The organism is Thermoactinomyces intermedius (assembly GCF_013912365.1).
Lineage (GTDB): Bacteria > Bacillota > Bacilli > Thermoactinomycetales > Thermoactinomycetaceae > Thermoactinomyces > Thermoactinomyces intermedius.
Map to the genome: position 1 here is coordinate 22609 of NZ_JACETT010000005.1, position 19449 is coordinate 42057.

Consider the following 19449-nt stretch of genomic DNA (forward strand, 5'->3'; position numbering starts at 1 on the left):
TGATGGAAGGAGGAGTAGCATGAGTCCATGTTCGAAAGACCATTTTCCAAAGGTGTTTTTTTTCGCTTTTGTCTTGATAACATTATTGGCCATACCATCGGTCAGGCAGCGTGTCGCCAAATTTTTTGCAGAACGGTTGCTCCCTTTGTTTAAAGGCGGAACCCGCCAGGACGGCGGTTCTTCCGGCCACTCGTCAGCAGGAGGCCCGGAAGATGATTTTAAGATCCGTCTTGATTTAAACCAGTCAATATGAGATGGTTGTTTATGGAGCATTTCGCAAACAAAACATAAGACCGGGATTTGGAAAGCGATTCGGGTTGGGAATCGCTTTCTTTTTTGCCGGAACGTGATTTTTGATAGTTTTTTTGGCTCCCCACTTGAAAAATGAAGATGAGAGGAATATTATATTTAATGGATGTTAGCACTCGGCTTTGATGAGTGCTAACAATATGACAAATTCATCCACCTAACAAAGGAGGGTTTCGCAAATGATCAAACCTTTAGGTGATCGTGTTGTCTTGGAAGCAGTAGAAAAAGAAGAAAAAACAGCCAGCGGCATCGTTTTGCCGGACACCGCCAAAGAAAAACCGCAAGAAGGACGCATTGTTGCGGTTGGAAGCGGCCGCCTGGATGACAATGGAAACCGGATCGCATTGGAAGTCAAAGAAGGAGACCATGTGATCTTTTCCAAATATGCCGGAACCGAAGTAAAATACGGCGACAAAGAATACCTCATCTTGCGTGAAAGTGATATCCTCGCAATTGTTGACTGATTACAGTCATTGAGATATAAATTTCACTTACATATGGAAAGGGGACGGTGAGTCATGGCAAAAGAAATTCAATTCAGCGAAGAAGCCCGTCGTGCAATGCTGCGCGGAGTGGACGCACTGGCGAATGCGGTAAAAGTAACCCTCGGACCGAAAGGCCGTAACGTGGTATTGGAAAGAAAATTCGGTTCTCCTTTGATTACCAATGACGGTGTAACCATTGCAAAAGAAATCGAATTGGAAGATCCTTTTGAAAACATGGGTGCACAGTTGGTAAAAGAAGTAGCAACCAAAACCAACGACGTTGCCGGAGACGGTACCACCACAGCTACTGTTTTGGCACAAGCCATCATCCGTGAAGGATTGAAAAACGTGGCTGCCGGTGCAAACCCGATGATTCTCCGCAAAGGAATCGAAAAAGCGGTTAAAAAAGCTGTTGAACAAATTCATGAAATCGCAAAACCGATCGAAGGAAAAGACTCCATTGCCCAAGTCGCAGCCATTTCTGCAAACGATGAGGAAATCGGTAAATTGATTGCCGAAGCCATGGAAAAAGTGGGCAAAGACGGTGTCATCACCGTGGAAGAATCCAAAGGATTCGCCACCGAACTCGAAGTGGTGGAAGGGATGCAATTCGACCGCGGTTACATTTCTCCTTACATGGTAACCGACACCGACAAAATGGAAGCTGTTTTGGATGAGCCGTACATTCTTATCACCGACAAAAAAATCAGCAGCATCCAAGAAATCCTGCCGATCTTGGAAAAAGTGGTACAACAAGGCAAACAATTGTTGATCATTGCTGAAGACATGGAAGGGGAAGCATTGGCCACCCTCGTTGTGAACAAATTGCGCGGAACGTTCACCGCTGTGGCTGTGAAAGCACCCGGATTCGGTGACCGCCGCAAAGCAATGCTCGATGACATTGCCATCTTGACCGGTGGACAACGCATCTCCGAAGAATTGGGTCTCGACCTGAAATCCGTCGGACTCGAAGTGCTCGGCCGTGCCCGCCAAGTACGCGTCAACAAAGACGACACCATCATCGTTGACGGTTACGGTGAACCCAGTGCCATCCAATCCCGTGTCAACCAAATCCGTCAACAACTCGAAGAAACCACTTCCGAGTTTGACAAAGAAAAACTGCAAGAACGTCTGGCCAAACTGGCTGGCGGTGTGGCCGTCATCAAAGTCGGTGCCGCAACCGAAACCGAACTCAAAGAGAAAAAATTGCGCATTGAAGACGCGCTCAACTCCACCCGTGCCGCTGTGGAAGAAGGAATCGTTGCCGGTGGGGGAACCGCGCTGGTCAATGTGATCAATGTTGTGGGAGATCTGGAAAGCTCCTTGCCGATCGGCGACGAAAAAACCGGTGTTTCCATCATCAAACGTGCACTGGAAGAGCCGGTACGTCAAATCGCTTTCAACGCCGGATTGGAAGGTTCCGTCATCGTGGAACGTCTGAAAAAAGAAGAAGCCGGAGTCGGATTCAACGCTGCAACCGGCGAATGGGTTGACATGATCCAAGCTGGTGTTGTGGACCCGGCGAAAGTAACCCGTTCCGCACTGCAAAATGCAGCATCCGTTGCTGCCATGTTCCTCACCACGGAAGCCGTTGTGGCTGACAAACCGGAAGAACAAAAAGACAGCGGTTCTCCGGATATGGGAGGAATGGGCGGAATGGGCGGCATGATGTAATCAAGCCCTGAAAGCCCGTTGATCTGAAAAAGAGGCCTCCATTCCATGAATGGAGGCCTCTTTTTTATTCGTTTTTTGATATAAATAGTTTAAAGGGTGAATAAAGTCGATGAAAATAATCTGATGGATACAACGAAATATCTTTGTTTGAATAAGCATTTTATATTGACAACGTTTTCATTTTGCGGTTAACTTAATTTAAATAATAAACAAAGTTTGGTTTTTTCCATCGTCGAATCATGAAAGGAGAAGAGGCAGATGAGCAGTTTCCCCAATATCAAAAAAATCCGGTATGAAGGTCCGGAATCATCCAATCCATTTGCTTTTAAGCACTACAATCCGGAGGAAAAAGTCGGCAGCCAAACCATGGAAGAGATCTTGCGGTTCAGTGTGGCTTATTGGCATACCTTTACCGAAGATTTATCCGATCCGTTTGGAAGCGGAACGGCACTCAGGCCGTGGGACCGGTATCAGGGGTTGGATCTGGCCAAGGCGCGGGTGGAAGCAGCCTTCGAATTTTTTGAAAAACTGGGGGTCCGTTATTTTTGTTTCCACGATGTGGACATTGCGCCGGAAGGAAGCAATTTAAGAGAGACCAACCAAAACCTGGATATCATTGTGTCAATGATCAAGGATTACATGAAAGACAGCAAGGTCAAATTGCTGTGGAACACCGTCAACAACTTTACGCATCCGCGTTTTGTGCACGGGGCGGCCTCTTCCAACCAGGCGGATGTGTTTGCCTATGCAGCGGCCAAAGTGAAAAAAGGATTGGAAATTGCCAAAGAGCTGGAAGCGGAAAATTATGTGTTTTGGGGCGGGCGCGAAGGATATGAAACGCTTTTGAATACCGACATGAAGCTGGAATTGGACAATTTGGCCCGTTTCTTCCGCATGGCGGTGGATTATGCCAAAGAAATCGGCTTTGAAGGGCAGTTGTTGCTGGAACCGAAACCCAAAGAGCCGACCACGCACCAGTACGATTTTGATGCAGCCAGCTGTTATGCGTTTTTGCAACATTATGACCTTCAAGATGATTTCAAATTAAATATTGAAGCCAACCATGCCACCCTTGCCGGCCACACTTTTGAACATGAACTGCGCTATGCACGGATTCACGGCTTGCTGGGGTCTGTGGATGCCAATCAGGGTCATCCTCTGTTGGGTTGGGATACCGATGAATTTCCGTCCGATTTGTATGCCACCACGCTGGCCATGTATGAAATTCTGAAAAACGGCGGCTTGAAGCCGGGCGGATTGAACTTTGACGCCAAAGTGCGCCGCGGTTCCTTTGAACCGGATGATTTATTCCTGGCCCATATTGTCGGAATGGACAGCTTTGCCGTGGGGCTCAAAGTGGCACAAAAATTGATCGAGGATCAAGTGCTGGATGGATGGATCGAAAAACGGTACGAAAGTTATCGGGATGGAATCGGAAAAGCGATTGTCGAAGGGAAAACGGATTTTCACAAGTTGGAAGAATATGCTCTGGGCTTAAGCGAAATCCGCAATGAATCCGGGAGGTTGGAACAGATCAAAGCCACCATCAACCAATACTTGTTAAATGTTGTGGCCAGGAAGTAAATCAGGAGGTTTCTTCCGGTGAATGCCTTGACACAGAGAGGAGGCGGAGGACCTGCCCCCGAAAAGGGGGCTTGTCCCTCAAAACGGATGAAGGATGGCACGCATCGTTTTTATATTTTATCACTCACTTTGACTGCGGCGTTGGGAGGGCTTTTGTTCGGCTATGACACGGCCGTCATCTCCGGGGCGGAGCAAGCCATTGAAGTGTACATGATCCAAAGTCTCGGGCTTGGTTCACTCGCTCACGGGCTGACCGTGTCTTCCGCATTGATCGGTTGCATCCTTGGCGCCATGATTTCCGGATGGATTTCCAATTCCATCGGCCGCAAAAATGCATTGTTGGTATCGGCTGTTTTATTTATCTTGTCAGCCTTGGGTTCGGCCTGGCCGGAGTTCTTGTTTTTCCAAGCGGGGGAGCCCACGATGGGATTGCTGTGGATGTTTAACTTCTACCGGATTCTTGGCGGGGTCGGAGTCGGAATCGCATCCGCCGCTTCACCGACGTATATCGGGGAAATCGCCCCTGCATCCGTCCGGGGAAGGCTTGTTTCTTACTACCAATTTGCCATTATTTTCGGGCAATTGGTGGTATACATTGTGAACTGGATGATTGCCAGCGGCCATTCGATGGAGTGGATTGTCGACCGGGGTTGGAGGTACATGATGGCATCTGAACTGGTTCCGGCCACCCTGTTTTTGGTTTTATTGTTTTTCGTTCCCGAAACCCCGAGATTCCTGGCTTCCAAAAGCCGCAGGGACCAAGCGTTTGACATCTTAAAGAAAATCTATGGCTCCAAAGACCGGGCGCGGGAAATTTTGGCGGAAATCGAGGCGTCTTTGCGGCAAAAAGTGAAAGCCGGCCGGCTGTTTTCTTACGGAAAGCTTGTCGTTGCCGTGGGGATTTTGCTTTCGGTTTTCCAGCAATTTGTCGGAATTAATGTGGCGCTCTATTATGCCCCGCGCATTTTTGAAAGCATGGGCGCCGGCCAAAATGCATCCATGGTCCAAACCGTGGTCATGGGGGCCGTCAATGTCATTTTCACCATTGTTGCCATTCAAACGGTGGACAAATGGGGAAGAAAGCCTTTATTGATCACCGGTTCAATCGGAATGGCCGCCGGCATGTTCGGAATGGCGGCGTTTGCATCACTCCAATGGTTTGGCATCTGGGCCTTGTTTTTCATGGTGTTTTACACCGCGTCGTTTATGATGTCTTGGGGACCGGTTTGCTGGGTGATGTTATCCGAAATTTTCCCCAACAAAATCCGGGGGCAGGCCATGGCGGTGGCGGTTGCCGCCCAATGGCTGGCCAATTTCTTCATTTCTTCGACTTATCCGGCCATGATGGAATTCAGTGGTGCATTCACGTATGGTTTTTACGGAACCATGAGCGTACTGTCCGCGCTCTTTATCTGGAGGATGGTTCCGGAAACCAAAGGAAAAACACTGGAGCAGATGGAAGCATTGTGGAAAAAAGAAAAGCAAAGCCCGGTGGGCAAAGCGGATACCATATAAAAAGCCTCCGTTTTTGTATTGTTGAAATGAAACAAAAAACTCTCCTGATCCAAGTGACCAGGAGAGTTTTTGCTTGATCATCATCCGGTTCGTTTGACGGGTTCTTTTATTTCCAGCTGCACATTTCCGTTCCGGTTCAGTTTGTTCCAACCGACCGAGACGCCTTTTAATGCATAGTAGAACGAACGGAGAACGACGTAAGACATGAGTTGCCGGTACACAAACCGCTGGATAAACAGCCATTTCAACGGTTTGGGGCTTTCCTTTTCCAATTGGAAGGCGAAATAAGCCGCCAAAAGGTCAAACAGCAAAAATCCGGCATAAAACATCATGGTGGTGACAGCGTGTTCCGTAAACAAACTCATCAGGCAGAGCAAGTCGACAAAGAGTGAGAAAGTTTGCACCCCGTATTGAAAGATCCACATATTGGGGAGGGAAACAAATCCCAGTGCTTTTTGCTCTCTGGAGAAAAGAGCGCCCCGGTGTTTCCACAAACATTGCAACGTTCCGTAAATCCAGCGGGTCCGCTGTTTGATGAGGCTTTTTAAGTCTTCAGGCGCTTCGGTGTAAGCCAGCGCGCGCACTTCGAACTCCACTTTGTAGCCGTGGCGCAACAGGGTGATGGTGATGTCGGTGTCTTCCGCCAAGGTGTCATGCTTGAAATAACCGACTTCTTCAACGGCTTTTTTGCGCCAGGCACCGATGGCTCCCGGAACGACCGGAATGCAGTTCAAATCGTCAAAAGCCCGCCGTTCCAAATTAAATCCTGTGATATATTCCACATGTTGCCACAGCGTGATCAGGTTCCGGACGTTTCCCACTTTGACGTTCCCGGAAACCGCCGCCACCTTTTCGTCCTGGAAGTGCCGGACCAAAAGCGGGATGGTGTCTTCTGCAATCAGGGTGTCGGCATCAATCGACACAATGATTTCCCCTTTGGCCAAACGGTATCCCCGGTTGATGGCCGTTGTTTTTCCGCTGTTGGGCTGGGTGATCACCCGCACTCTGGGATCATGATAAAACTCTTGTTTGATCACCGCTTCGGTCCGGTCGGTGGATCCGTCATTGACGATGATCACTTCCAACTGGTCGTAACGGCTTTTCAGGACCGAATGAATCGTTTTGTTAATCACTTTTTCCTCGTTGTAAGCAGCGATCACCACACTGACCATCGGATGGAAATCGACCAGTTCTGCTCCCCGGTTCAGCCATTTGACCCGCCTTTTGAATTTGATCCGCTGCCGGAAGGAGAAATACATCAAAAAGGCGACCCGGACAAACCCGATGCCGATGCCCGCATAGATGAGAAAGGTGAAGCTGTGTTGAAACAAGCCCCATACGGTATACACGGCTTTGACAAACGGCATATAAATTTTTTCTTCCGGCTGGATGGAAGGCATGGCTTCCTCCCGCGTTTTTCCGGTCAACTCGCTGACGGTGACAAATTGGTACCCTTCTTTTTTCAGGGTTTCAATCAAGCCGGGCAACGCACGGACCGTTGCCGAGCGGTCCCCGCCGGCATCGTGCATGAGCGCGATATGTCCCAGATTCAATTGGGCTAACACACGTTTTTGGATTTGTTCGCTGGGTGGATTTTGCCAGTCGAACGTTTCGATGTTTTTGCTGATCATCGTATATCCGTATCCGCTTCCCCGCACCATGGCCCGGATTTCATCCAAGGTTTGCGGTTCCGACTCCACTTGATAGGGAGGGCGGAACGTGGTCATGGTGTGGTCGGTAAAGGCTTGGAACAACCGTTGGGTTGCATGCAACTCCAACTGCACGCGCAACGGATGGACTTGTCCCAAATGAGGGTGAAAGTACGTATGGTTGCCGACTTCGTGCCCTTCCTCATACAACCGTTCCACCAGATCCGGGTGTAACACGGCATTTCTGCCGGTAATGTAAAAAGAAGCTTTGACATTGTGCTCTTTTAAAATGTCCAGAATTTTCCCGGTATAGGTGCCGTCGGGACCGTCATCAAACGTGAGTGCGATTTTCTTCCCGTCCACCGAGCCAAACCGCTGAATCAGAAGCGGGGAAGACGGGTGACGGTAGTCGACGGATTGGATCCATTTCCCGTTTTGCATGGCGATGTCACGGGTTCCTTTTTTTTCGTTGTCCGCGACAGACAAGATTTCCCCGTTGCCGATGTATTCGGGAATGGGGCTGGAGATTTGCTTGATAGCGGCCAAGGCATCGGGATCCCGGTTAATCAACGGCCAAATCGCTTGGTCTTCCGAACCCAGCCGCCAAAAGGCAATCCCCTCGGCGCCATATTGCCGGATCAGGCGCAATTGGTTGGAAAAGGCCGGCGCATCCAAAAACCAGACAATGTGTTCTTCATTTCCTTTTTTGTAACGCAGGGTGGGATTGTTGCTTGCCCGGTCCCATTCAATCTTCAAATCATGTTGTCGGGCCAGCAACATGACCTGGTCGAATGTCAGGGATTCAGCCGGCGTTTGCTTTCCAACCGTCCAGTCGTATCCGTAAGTCCCCAGACTGATAATCCGTTTGGAAGGAGGAACCGGCAGATTCTCCAGGGATTGTTTCACCCAGTCAAAGGAGGCAACCGGCCCCGGAGACCCTTCTTTATGATGTTCTTCATGCAAAATGATGTCCAGATAATCGGCATATTTGGACAGCGCAAGGAGATCATAAGCAGGATCGTGAATCGGGACGCTGTGGATCACTTTGAGCCCGTCCTGATGAAAGGCAAAAGACAGTTCTTTGATGAATTGGGTGAACCGCCGTTTGTCTTCAGCCCGGACCTTTTCAAAATAAATGTTGATCCCGGCATAGCCTTGTTTCTTCACGTCTTGGCGCAGATTTTCAATCAATGCGGCGCGCTTTTGCGGCGAGGCCAGCAGGCGCCGGACAGCCGGTCCGTCCCACTCTTGACCGGCAAAATTATTCAGTCTTGGAATGATTTTGACATGATGTTTTTCAGCCAGCTTGTCAACATTCTCGTCCCGTTTGATGTCCAGCGTCAAATCGGGGGTGAGCGAATACCACTCCGGAATCAGCACGTCGATGTCTTTGATGTGCTCCAGTGTGTTTAAATCAAACCAACCTTTGGAATCCCAAGGGACGTAATAGGCATAAGTGGTGAAATCTTTCGCTTCTTGAGCTCCGGTCTCCCTTGGGAACAAAGGCGATTCATTGTCGGAAGGACCGGGCTTCCGTTCGGCCGGCTGAATGGAAGAATCCGCCCATGAGTTTGAATAGAGCGGAGGGACAACCGGATGATCATACAGGCTGATCCCGAAAACGGTCAGGCTGACCAGGGAAAGAAGGCTTAAAATCAGGAAAGCCCGCTTTAAAAATCTCCACCTTCTGCCCCGGTCATGGAAGACAAACATTTTTTCTTCATTGGATAGCGTCCGGATATGTACGTCTTTGTAAAGAAAGTAAAAAATCCCATGGCATACAAGCAAATACAGGGCGCCGGTCAAGAGATAAAGAGCGGTTTCATCCGCGGTGGGAAAAAACCGGTCCATCCCCATCCGGTACACCGCCACATGCAGAAGCGGATACAAAAGCGAAACACAAATTCCCACACAGACCGCCAGCAGATTCAGACGAAAGACCAGGCTGAGGATGAGTCCGATTATCCATGCCGTGTGTCCGATCGGCAGGATCCCGAGCAATACACCGAGTGTTCCGCCGGCGGCTCTTTTCTGATACGATCCGACAAAAAACAAGGAAAAGATGATATTGGCAATTTTTCGTCTCATTTTGCAATACCTCTTCAGGTGTCTTTTCATGAAGTTGGTAAAGAATGAATGATTTTGCGGGTTTTCTGGATTAAAAATAGAATCATATGACTTCTGGCGATCCTACGTTTATATTCGAATGAGAATCTTGGATTAAGTACAACTTTTCTCTTGTTCAAAGGATCGACACAATCGCCGGGGAATTCGCCGGTGAACTTGATTGAAAGGAGGTTATGAACCGGAAGGGGCTTTGACAATGATTGGATTAAAAGATATCCTTGATCTGTCAAAGAGTTAGAGTTTCTGGAAAGAGAATAAGATTCTGTCATGGATGGATCTGGTAAAAAATACTTGAAAAAGGACAGATTGGTATCACTAATCTGTTATAAATTTTGGTAATCGGTGTTTGGATTATTTTTGCTAAAATAGTAGAATAGTAAAAGCTTCAAAAACTGAGAAAAAAGAGGAGAGACAGATGGTCAGGAAGCTGCTTTCCATTTTACTTACGGCCTGTGTCCTGTCCGCATCCTTCATCACCGATGCAAAACAGGTGAGTGCGGAGTCCGGAAAAAAAGAACTGGAAGAAGTACGTGACCAACAGAAAAAGTCCGAAGGCGAAATCGAAAAAATTCAGGACATGAAGGTAGAGACCCAGAAAGAATTGGCGAAAGTGGAACAAGAAATCACCAAATTGGACCAACAAATCGGTGAGATCAACAAGAAAATCGAAGCCAATCAAACGTACCTGGAAAAGCATGAAAAATCGTTCGGGGAAAACTTGAGACGCATGTATCTCCAAGGGGACGGGACGCATTTGGCTCACCTGTTCAGTGTGGATTCGTTCTCCAGATTTTTGGAACGGTTTGAAGTGATGCGCATTCTCATGAAAGAACAGGCCAATGAACTCAATGTTTTTGTGAAGGCAAAAATGGATCTGGAAAAAAACAAAAAAGAGTTGGAAGAGAAAAAGAAAGCTCAATCTGAACTTTTGAAACAATCGGAAGCAAAAGTAAAAGAGATTGAGGCGCAACTTCAAAAACACCAGGCAGAATTGAACAAGCTGGAAGCCAAGGAAAAAGAGCTGATGCAAAAATACGCCGGTTCTGGCGGCGGAAACGGAATCCTCGCCTTCCCGAGCACGCGCGGGTTGGTTTACTGGAACTACGGACAAAACCGCGGCAGCCACATTCATGCGGGAATTGACATTCCCCGTCCGGTGGGGACACCGATTTATGCCGCAGAATCCGGCGTGGTTCACTTGATTAAATCGAACCCCGGTGGGTACGGAATTTACGTGATCATTAATCATGGCAACGGATTGAGCACCCTTTATGCCCATATGTACCGTTACCAGGTGAAAGTCAGTGTCGGACAGCGCGTTTCCAGAGGGCAGCAAATTGCCGCCGTCGGGAACAACGGACGGTCCAGCGGCCCGCACTTGCATTTTGAGGTACATAAAAACGGGACGCCTGTCAATCCGCGGAACTACATTCAATAATGAAAAGCCACCCGGCGAGGTGGCTTTTTTATTCGGTCCGGACCAAAAATTGTCGTTTTTCCAGCCGGCTTTTCAAACGAACGAGTTGTTCCTTTTGCCAGTGGTTCAATTTTTCGGTCGGAATCAAGGTGAGAAGGGAAATATACAAGAAAAACAGCCGGTATTCCAAGAAAAAGTCCACTTGTTCCTGCCAGCCGTCTTCCAGGTGGTGTTCCAAAAAATATCCTTCCATCAATGAATGGAGGAACGAATCTTTCAGCGTTTCATGATTTTTTTCGGGAAACCCTTCCAAAGCATGAAAAAGAAGGGTGGCAATCTCGTATGTAAAGAAATGGTATTTTATGTGCTTGAAGTCAAACAAAATCACCTGATCATGCGGGTCGACCAAAAAGCCCCCGGGTTGGAAATCATTGTGGATCAAACCGTAAGACTGGCTGTTTTTGGGGAAGGAGCGGACTTTTTGCAAAAACAAACTGAAGCGGTCGGCGATCCAGCCGTCCACAAAAGAGAAGTCCCGGTAAAAGATCTCTCCTTCATTCCATTCTTCATATGCCGGGATGTCAGCACGTTGCGAAAACCGGGATGACAGTGAATGGATCTTTCCCATTGTTTGTCCGATCCGGCGCAGCAATCGGGGGTTCCATACATACGGATTGGAAGCATGGATTTTTTCTCCTTTTTCCTTTTTATAAGAAATGATGCAGCAAGGAATGGGCAATCGAATGATGGTTTCGACCGGCCGGCCGTTTTCCGACAAGACGGTCTCCGGCAACCGGACGCCGTGGGACCGGAGATAAGAGATCCATTGCAGTTTCAGATTCAATTGGCTTTCGTCTTTTCGGGCAATCGGAATCAGTTTCAAGATGAACCGTTCCCCGTCCCGCTCATACTCATAGACATTTTGGTGAAATCCGCCTAGGAACCGGAGTGAATCTGCATTTCCCTGAAATTTGCGACATGCTTCTTGTACGATTTCTTTTTTCCACATACCAATAACCCACCTATCTCCATTCAGTCAATACTGTCTCCATCATACCATTTGTCAACGGGTAAGTTCTATCAAAGCCTGGTGACAATCGGGAAATTTGGACTTATCCAAAAAAGATGAGGGATGCCAGTTTTTCTCGCCAAGGCAAAAAACGTTGCTCTGGACGAAAATCCGGTTTGCCTTTTATGATAAGAATGCTTTGGCAGGGAAAAGGAGTGGAGAGATTTGTTGAATGTATCCGGACCGGACCAAAGGAACGCCCAAAAAGGGGCATGGCTCAGTATGGCCGCCTACCTGGTTTTGTCTCTTTTGAAATGTTGGACGGGTTTACATATCCAATCCGAAGCGATGTTTGCGGATGGATTGAACAATGTTTCCGATTTATTGCTTTCCTTTGCTATCCTGATCGGATTAAAAGTTTCACAGCAACCGGCAGACCATAACCATCCGTTTGGCCATCGCAAGGCGGAAACCATTGCCACCCTGGTGGCAGCTTCGTTCATGGTGTTGGTGGCGGTGGAAATTTGGGTGCGTGCGGTTCAGGCCGTGTGGCGTCCGCCGCAAAATGAAGTGCATCCGTGGGCCTTTGCCGTGTCGTTTGGTTCGGCGCTGGTCATGTTCGGCGTGTCGTATGTCAATTTTTCGCTGAGCAAAAAAACCGGAAGCCAAGCCCTGGAAGCCGCGGCCTGTGACAACCGGTCCGATGGATTGGTCAGTCTCGGGACAGCGGTGGGCATGGCGGGAGCTTATTGGGGCTGGCATTGGATGGACCCGCTTCTGGCGGTGGTGGTCGGAGGCATGATTTTTAAAACCGGTTGGGAGATCGGCCGCCCGGCCGTTGACGAACTGATGGACGGATTTGATCAAGAGAAGCTGGAGAAAATTGAACAAGAGGTGCTTAAGATCAGCGGAATTGACCAGGTCCGGGAACTCCGGGCACGCTATCACGGCCCGTATGTTTTCGTGGAAATCACGATCGCAGTGAATCCTTATTTGTCGGTGGAAGAAAGCCATGAGATCACGGAAAAGGTGGAAAAACAGTTAATCGGCTTTGACAACATCCGCCATGTGCATGTTCATGTGGAACCGGCCGGCGAGTTGAAAAAATGCATCCGATCGCTCTGACAACCCAATGATCCAACGGAAGGTGACCAGCCGGTCATCTTTTTTTGTTGCAGGCTTTCGGGATAAAGGGTTCTGGAAATGGAAATAAATGGGGTTAAAAAGTGTTGAAGGATGATCGGGATGGAAGACAGAACCGTTGCCAAACATTTGCTGGATCAGTTGACAGAATGGGGATGCGAGCGTATCTACGGGGTGATCGGCGATGCAAATTTGGAGTTGTTGGATGAACTGGCCAAACAAGACCGGATCCGTTATATCGCTTGTCGCCATGAGACGGCCGCCGCTTTGATGGCTTCCGCCGAAGCGAAACTGACCGGAAAGCTGGCGGTGTGCATGGCCACCAGCGGCCCGGGGATCGCATTGCTCTTAAACGGGTTGGCCGATGCTTATTTTGACCGTGCACCGGTATTGGCGGTGACCGGCCAGGTGGCGACGAAAAACATGGGCACGGGAAGCCATCAGGAAATCGACCAACAACGTTTGGTTCAACCCGTTGTGCAATATTCGGCAACGACGGTGAACCCCGAAGCTTTTCCCACCCAACTCAATCTGGCGGCAAAAACTGCATTGGCCAGGGGCACCGTGGCGCATTTGAGTATTCCCAAAGATCTGTGGAAACAAACCGTCCGGTCCCGCCTGTTTCCATTGCCACCTCCGGATCCGTCAGTGATCGCTTATCAGGAGGAGTACCAAACGGTGCTGAAGCTCTTGGAGCAGGCCGGGCGGCCTGTATTGCTTGCAGGCAGGGGAATCCGAAATGTGCGGGAGGAAGTGGTCCGGTTGGCGGAAAAATTGACGGCTCCCATCATTACCACCATGCCGGCCAAATCCTGCGTCCCCAATGATCATCCTTTGTTTGTCGGAGGTCTGGGGCAAGGCGGATCGGAAGCGGCCACCCAACTTTTGCATGAGGCGGATTTGTGCCTCATTCTGGGAGCGACGTGGTGGCCGGAGGATTACGTGCCCCAGGATCTTCCCGTGATCCAAGTGGACAGTGTTTCGGAAAACATCGGGCGGACCCATGTCGCGAAAGCTGCACTGGTTGAGAACCTCGGCTCGCTTCTCCCGGAACTGGTGAACGATGTCTCCCCGAATTCCAATCCGGAGTGGGAGCAAACGATTCAGGAGAAAAAAGCGGCGTGGGATCTGAAAGTGGCCGGCGAAATCCAACAAATTCAATCGCCGTTGGCCCCGCAGCGCGTCCTTTATGCCATCAATCAACAGGTGGATCAAGATGCCGTGATTTCCGTGGATACGGGGGATCACACCCTGTGGTTTGAACGGGTTTTTCATTTTGCGGAACAAGAGATTTTGCTGTCCGGCAAGTGGAGAACGTTGGGATTTGCTTTGCCGGCGGCCATTGCCGCCAAATTATGCGCCCCCGGCCGGCAATCGGTCGCCATTGCCGGGGATGGCGGAATCTTGCAAACCATTGCCGAGTTGAACACGGCGGTGAACCAGCAGTTGGCGCTGACCGTCTTTGTGCTGAAAAATCAGGCATATGCCATGGAGCGAAACAAAATGCTCGCCGAAGGGCTGGAAACGCTCGGCGCCGAACTTGCTCACATCGACTTGTCCACGGTTGCCGTCGGACTGGGGGCAAAGGCTTACCGGGTGGAGACCGAAGCGGAGTTGGAACCGGTCATTCAACAGGCTCTCTCCGAACCTTGTGTCACCTTGGTGGAAATCGTATGCGAAGCCAAAACGGTGCCACATACCAAAATCGGGAAATAGGATGGAACAAATTGGGGCGAAATGCACAAATGTTGACGAAATGTCACAAATATGACATACTGTTGCATTAAAGAAAAGTATTTATATGTGAAATTGCTTTGGCGGTACCGCTGAATCATTTTCTTCGGACTTTTCTTTGAGATTGAAAACGCTCACAAATATAATTCCAGGGGGAGCTTGGATGAATGCAGGTGTCATTGTCTCATTAAGCATTTATATGATTGGCATGTTGGTAATTGGTTATTTTGCTTACCGCCGGACACAAGATTTGTCGGACTACATGTTGGGCGGGAGAAACCTGGGGCCGGCGGTCACCGCGTTGAGTGCCGGGGCATCGGACATGAGCGGATGGTTGTTGATGGGATTGCCGGGCGCCATGTACGCCGCCGGGCTGAGCAGCGGCTGGATTGTGGTCGGACTGACGTTGGGGGCATATCTGAACTGGCTTTATGTGGCACCCCGTCTTCGGACTTATACGGAAATTGCAAATAATTCCATCACGATTCCGGACTATTTCGAAAACCGCTTTCAGGATTCATCGCGGGTTCTCAGAATCGTCTCTGCTCTGGTAATTTTTATCTTTTTTACCTTTTATACCTCATCGGGCATGGTTTCCGGCGGCGAATTGTTCAAAACCGCATTTGGCATGGATTATGCGTGGGGAGTCTGGTTAACCGCCAGCGTCGTCATTTTGTACACCTTGTTTGGGGGATTCCTGGCGGTCAGCTGGACGGACTTTGTGCAAGGAACCATTATGTTTATCGCCTTGGTTCTGGTACCGCTGGTGACCCTGTTTGAAATCGGGGGATGGGGAACCACCGTTTCGGAAATCAAATCCATTGATCCGGCGTTGCTGGATGCGTTCAGAGGAACGAGCGTCATTGGCATTTTGTCTTTCCTGGCCTGGGGATTGGGTTATTTTGGACAACCCCACATCATCGTCCGCTTTATGGCCATCACTTCGGTCAAGGAAATGAAAAGTGCCCGCCGGATCGGAATGGGCTGGATGATTTTCTCCATCGTCGGAGCGATGTTTACCGGATTGCTCGGCATCGCTTACTTTCATCAAAACGCACAAAATCTGGCCAATCCGGAAACCGTGTTTATCGTTTTGTCGCAGGTGTTGTTCCATCCGCTGATTTTTGGTTTCATGCTGGCGGCCATTTTGGCGGCAGTGATGAGCACCATTTCTTCGCAATTGCTGGTGACCGCCAGTGCGTTGACCGAGGACTTTTACAAAGCGTTTATGCGCCGCTCGGCATCGGATAAAGAACTGGTGCTGGTGGGACGGATTTCCCTGTTGATCGTCGCCTTAATCGCTTTGTATCTGGCCTTGAATCCGAACGAAACCATTTTGAATCTGGTCGGTTATGCTTGGGCCGGATTCGGTTCAGCGTTTGGCCCCGTGGTGTTGTTGAGCTTGTATTGGAAACGGATGAACAAGTGGGGGGCCTTGGCCGGAATGATCACCGGGGCGGTTACGGTCATCATCTGGGAACAAATTGAAGCTTTTGCAGAAGTTTACGAAATGATTCCCGGATTTATCGCTTGTACCATCGCCATCATCGTGGTCAGTCTGATCACCTCCAAACCTTCCGCAAAAGTCTTGGAAGAATTTGATCAAGCCATCAAACAATCCGGATGACGTTCGGATCGCAAAAAGCCGTTCTCATGTTGAGGCGGCTTTTTTGCTTATTTGGAATCGCATTGGTCATTTATTCCCTTCCCGTCGGGAATATGCCGGACATACGTCTCGATCTTGGACTTCCGGGTTTTGGATTGCCTGGCTCTTGAAGAGATATGCCCTCCACTTGAAATCTCCCGTCAGACTTTCTGATCAATTGACTATATTTTTAAAAAAATGACAACCCCTTGAAAACCGAATATACATTCGGTATCCTTTTAATGTTACATAAAAGTTGAAGGGAACCAAAGATCAACAACGAAAAAGTTTCACGGGAGGTTTTGACAGCGTGAACAAGTTTTTGCGCTCGTTTTTTGCCCTTCTGATTCTGTTGGCCGGGTCATTGGCTTTGGTTGGCGGCACGGGTTATGCCGAACCCGGGGGATTTGATGTTCCCAAGGTGAATGAAGATTTTGATCAGTTTGAACACACCCCCGCGCCGCAAAAACAACAACCGATTCATAACACAGAAGTGAAGGCTGAAGAAAAAGGATTCTGGGACAAGACGACCGAATTTTTCAAAGACGGCTGGGAGTGGGTCAACGAGAAAGGTTCAGAGTTCATCCATTGGACCAATGAAAAAGTAGCGGATTTCTTGGAAGCATTTGAGGAAATCTTGTCCTTGTTAACGTCGGTTGTGATTGTGGTCGGCAGCTTCTTTAAAGGATTGGGTAAAGCCCTTTGGGATGCCCTCAAAGGGATCGCCGATATCATAGCACATCCCATTGAAACATTAAAAAATTTGTTTCATGCGATTGCCCATCCGATTGATACCATCAAAGCAATTTGGCAATCTGTTTCCGAATCGTTTATACGTGATGTGATCCACGGGGATGCGAAAAGCCGTGCAGAATGGTTTGGCTATGCGCTTGGAGAAATTGTCTTGGCTGTGGTGGGAACCAAAGGTGCGGACAAAGTCGGCAAAATGGCAAGGGCAAGCAAATTGGCGAGAAAAGGAAGCAGTTTGCTTGAAAAACTGCCCGCCCCCGTACAAAAAGTACAAAAAGTGTTTACCAAAGACTTTTGGAAAAATGCAGCCGGCACTCTTTCCCGAAAGTTAAATATCAATTGGAAGAACGCGGCAATTACCGGTGTAACCGGAACGGCTCTCACAGTACTTGGATACTTTGGAATCCCCAAAATTGCCCCTGCGGCCATGAAGGTATACAAAAAGCTGGATTGCCTGGTTTATGAACAACCGGCAGACAGCTATGTGGCCATGATGCTGTTGCCAAATGGCAGGAATTGTGAAAGTGAAATATCATCAATAACGATTAAAGCTACAAAAAAGGAAGTAGATGGAAAAGAATATCTATTATTTGGTGATAATCCGAAAGCAAAATATAAAAAAAGCGAATTACTTCGAATAAATACGGATATGGAGGGCGGAAGAAAAAGAGCGGAGGAAGTTTTTAGGGAATTGGGAAAAGAACATAGGATTGAACCAGATGATCCTAGACAAGGTTGGTCAAGAATATATGATAAAAATGATAACATGTTGGCGCAGTTTAGAACGAAAAATGATGGCAGTGTAAATATAGATGTTTGGATGAACGGAGTTTATGAAGATATTCATTTCAAACCATAGTATGGGGTGAGAAGAGTGAAGTATCATGTGTATGATTTAGAGGTTAACAAAGCATATGTTAAAGAACTGTGCGAAGCAAACAAAATCGATATATACTTGATTGTGGAACGTTGCTACCGTCGTTACAAAGATACATATTATTGTACGAAAGTGTATTTAAAAACAGATCAAGGCCAATGTTTTCACATTGAAGGAATAACTGAGAATTTCGGTGCGTTTAAGGATGAAGAGTTTAGTATCATTATCGAAAAAGGATGGCCTGACTTTGAGATACATGAGAAGGAAAATGGGAAATCAATCATTTTCAGGGATGAAAATTTGGAGGATACTTCCAAATTGATTTTATTTGATACGTTTATCAATGAAGAAGGTTCATCCATCGAGGTAAAGCGTTCAACAGAAGAGTTCTTGAACATTTATCCGGTGAAAGTGGATAAAGGATTATTATTTACAAGAAATGATGAATCCATATTTATTGGTTTGGATTACGCTCCATTAGTCATCATGGCCACCAAAGATCCGGAATATATTAATGAACTGAAAAAGTGGTGGGATGAATGAGCTGAATCAAAGATTTTTGATTAGGCATGTTCTGTTTGACTTGGAGGCAGTGCTAAAGAGGCACTGTCTTTCTTATATCGAATAGAATTGTCTCTTTAATTAATTTTCTGATATTAATTTAAAGGGATGATTTTCAGAAGAAGGTAAGATGCCTGAAATCGCTTGGAATCATTATGTTACAGTTAAGAATATAATTTCTTCGTGGTCTCAATTATAAAAAGGGTGAGAGAAATGAATAGTTTTGAATAGATTTATAGAAACTATTAAAGAAAAGGAGCATTGTATCGACAACATTTTTGTATTGACGGATTTTATTAAATGCCTAAACTCTTTTAAAGATAAAGAGGGTTATGGAGAAGAGGGTAATTTAATCCATCAATTGCTTAAGAAAGGCCGTTGAAGTGAAACCGGACTGTTTGGAAGCCCTTTTGATTTTGATGCGAATGCAGGATTACATTTATCGTGAGGTTGATGAAGATGTATACAAATTACTTCGTCATTATCAGCCAAGGAACCGTGAAGAGCAATCGTTGATTGAGTTTGCCAAAGCGTGGTATTTTGAAGGAAAAAAGATGGATGAAGAATATGCCCGTCATTTAGAAAAATCGATTACAGTTTATCCAAAATATGTGTTGAATCATATTTCATTAGGATGTTACTATTTGGAAAAAGGTCAAAAAGAAAAAGCTAAATCACTTTTTTTAAAAGGAATGAAAAATGTCCGGCAGATCTATCGGGTGAATGGTGGTCCGGATCCTCTTGTATCCGATTATCATGAATTTATTAATGAAAAAATTAAGGGGATTCATTTATCATCTGGAACTTATGATTTGATAAAAGAACGGGTTCAATCGATGTAATCAATAAATAAAATCTTGAGTTATTTTAATCAACAGGTGACAGTGCTGGATAGCACTGTCTTTTTCATGTGTTCAGCCAAGGAGATGATATTTGGCGGATTGCCTTGCCGGCAGCTTCTTTAAAGGAT

At 47.5% G+C, this 19449-nt stretch carries 14 protein-coding genes; 12 read left to right on the forward strand and 2 right to left on the reverse strand.

The window, feature by feature from the left end; genetic code table 11:
• Nucleotides 1–19: 19 nt before the first annotated feature.
• From H1R82_RS02030 to xylE, 5 genes are all read left to right on the forward strand, one after another.
• A complete protein-coding gene (locus H1R82_RS02030) occupies nucleotides 20–253 on the forward strand; it encodes a hypothetical protein (protein WP_181732732.1) in 234 nt (77 codons plus the stop codon).
• Nucleotides 254–488: 235 nt separating this feature from the next.
• On the forward strand, nucleotides 489–773 hold the full coding sequence (gene groES / locus H1R82_RS02035) for a co-chaperone GroES (RefSeq protein ID WP_037998287.1): 285 nt from the start codon (nucleotides 489–491) through the stop codon (nucleotides 771–773).
• Between the two features lie 54 nt (nucleotides 774–827).
• Complete coding sequence (gene groL / locus H1R82_RS02040) at nucleotides 828–2468, forward strand: chaperonin GroEL (protein ID WP_181732731.1); 1641 nt, start codon at nucleotides 828–830, stop codon at nucleotides 2466–2468.
• 258 nt (nucleotides 2469–2726) lie between these two features.
• On the forward strand, nucleotides 2727–4052 hold the full coding sequence (gene xylA, locus H1R82_RS02045) for a xylose isomerase (RefSeq protein WP_181732730.1): 1326 nt from the start codon (nucleotides 2727–2729) through the stop codon (nucleotides 4050–4052).
• Between the two features lie 87 nt (nucleotides 4053–4139).
• Nucleotides 4140–5567 (forward strand): D-xylose transporter XylE, encoded by a 1428-nt coding sequence (gene xylE / locus H1R82_RS02050; protein WP_181732776.1) that lies wholly within the window; start codon nucleotides 4140–4142, stop codon nucleotides 5565–5567.
• A gap of 80 nt (nucleotides 5568–5647) precedes the next feature.
• Here the strand turns inward: xylE and H1R82_RS02055 are convergent, their stop codons facing one another.
• Nucleotides 5648–9304: a glycosyltransferase gene (locus H1R82_RS02055; RefSeq protein ID WP_181821580.1), complete on the reverse strand. Its 3657-nt coding sequence runs from the start codon at nucleotides 9302–9304 to the stop codon at nucleotides 5648–5650.
• A gap of 454 nt (nucleotides 9305–9758) precedes the next feature.
• On the opposite strand from H1R82_RS02055, the gene H1R82_RS02060 reads away from it, so the two are divergent.
• On the forward strand, nucleotides 9759–10781 hold the full coding sequence (locus H1R82_RS02060) for a murein hydrolase activator EnvC family protein (RefSeq protein WP_181732728.1): 1023 nt from the start codon (nucleotides 9759–9761) through the stop codon (nucleotides 10779–10781).
• Between the two features lie 28 nt (nucleotides 10782–10809).
• On the opposite strand, the gene H1R82_RS02065 is transcribed toward H1R82_RS02060, so the two are convergent.
• Nucleotides 10810–11769: a phosphotransferase enzyme family protein gene (locus H1R82_RS02065; protein ID WP_181732727.1), complete on the reverse strand. Its 960-nt coding sequence runs from the start codon at nucleotides 11767–11769 to the stop codon at nucleotides 10810–10812.
• A gap of 225 nt (nucleotides 11770–11994) precedes the next feature.
• Between H1R82_RS02065 and H1R82_RS02070 the strand changes: the two genes are divergently transcribed.
• From H1R82_RS02070 to H1R82_RS02095, 6 genes are all read left to right on the forward strand, one after another.
• On the forward strand, nucleotides 11995–12894 hold the full coding sequence (locus H1R82_RS02070; RefSeq protein WP_181732726.1) for a cation diffusion facilitator family transporter: 900 nt from the start codon (nucleotides 11995–11997) through the stop codon (nucleotides 12892–12894).
• A 120-nt stretch (nucleotides 12895–13014) separates the two neighbouring features.
• The gene (locus H1R82_RS02075) at nucleotides 13015–14628 is read left to right on the forward strand and encodes a thiamine pyrophosphate-binding protein (protein WP_181732725.1); all 1614 of its coding nucleotides are present in this window, start codon (nucleotides 13015–13017) and stop codon (nucleotides 14626–14628) included.
• A 181-nt stretch (nucleotides 14629–14809) separates the two neighbouring features.
• Nucleotides 14810–16273: a sodium/proline symporter PutP gene (gene putP / locus H1R82_RS02080; protein ID WP_181732724.1), complete on the forward strand. Its 1464-nt coding sequence runs from the start codon at nucleotides 14810–14812 to the stop codon at nucleotides 16271–16273.
• A gap of 382 nt (nucleotides 16274–16655) precedes the next feature.
• Nucleotides 16656–17900 (forward strand): hypothetical protein, encoded by a 1245-nt coding sequence (locus H1R82_RS02085; protein WP_181821581.1) that lies wholly within the window; start codon nucleotides 16656–16658, stop codon nucleotides 17898–17900.
• A gap of 15 nt (nucleotides 17901–17915) precedes the next feature.
• Entirely contained in the window at nucleotides 17916–18461 is a 546-nt protein-coding gene (locus tag H1R82_RS02090) for a hypothetical protein (RefSeq protein ID WP_181732188.1), read from the forward strand.
• A gap of 401 nt (nucleotides 18462–18862) precedes the next feature.
• On the forward strand, nucleotides 18863–19321 hold the full coding sequence (locus tag H1R82_RS02095) for a tetratricopeptide repeat protein (protein ID WP_181732189.1): 459 nt from the start codon (nucleotides 18863–18865) through the stop codon (nucleotides 19319–19321).
• Nucleotides 19322–19449 lie beyond the last annotated feature (128 nt).

What these genes read in the sequence shown, in the direction of transcription:
- H1R82_RS02065 (WP_181732727.1), bottom strand. Translation starts at nt 11,769, where the DNA reads ATGTGGAAAAAAGAAATCGTACAAGAAGCATGTCGCAAATTTCAGGGA.
- H1R82_RS02055 (WP_181821580.1), bottom strand. Translation starts at nt 9,304, where the DNA reads ATGAGACGAAAAATTGCCAATATCATCTTTTCCTTGTTTTTTGTCGGA.
- putP (WP_181732724.1), top strand. Translation starts at nt 14,810, where the DNA reads ATGAATGCAGGTGTCATTGTCTCATTAAGCATTTATATGATTGGCATG.
- xylA (WP_181732730.1), top strand. Translation starts at nt 2,727, where the DNA reads ATGAGCAGTTTCCCCAATATCAAAAAAATCCGGTATGAAGGTCCGGAA.
- groL (WP_181732731.1), top strand. Translation starts at nt 828, where the DNA reads ATGGCAAAAGAAATTCAATTCAGCGAAGAAGCCCGTCGTGCAATGCTG.
- H1R82_RS02075 (WP_181732725.1), top strand. Translation starts at nt 13,015, where the DNA reads ATGGAAGACAGAACCGTTGCCAAACATTTGCTGGATCAGTTGACAGAA.
- H1R82_RS02030 (WP_181732732.1), top strand. Translation starts at nt 20, where the DNA reads ATGAGTCCATGTTCGAAAGACCATTTTCCAAAGGTGTTTTTTTTCGCT.
- H1R82_RS02060 (WP_181732728.1), top strand. Translation starts at nt 9,759, where the DNA reads ATGGTCAGGAAGCTGCTTTCCATTTTACTTACGGCCTGTGTCCTGTCC.
- groES (WP_037998287.1), top strand. Translation starts at nt 489, where the DNA reads ATGATCAAACCTTTAGGTGATCGTGTTGTCTTGGAAGCAGTAGAAAAA.
- xylE (WP_181732776.1), top strand. Translation starts at nt 4,140, where the DNA reads ATGAAGGATGGCACGCATCGTTTTTATATTTTATCACTCACTTTGACT.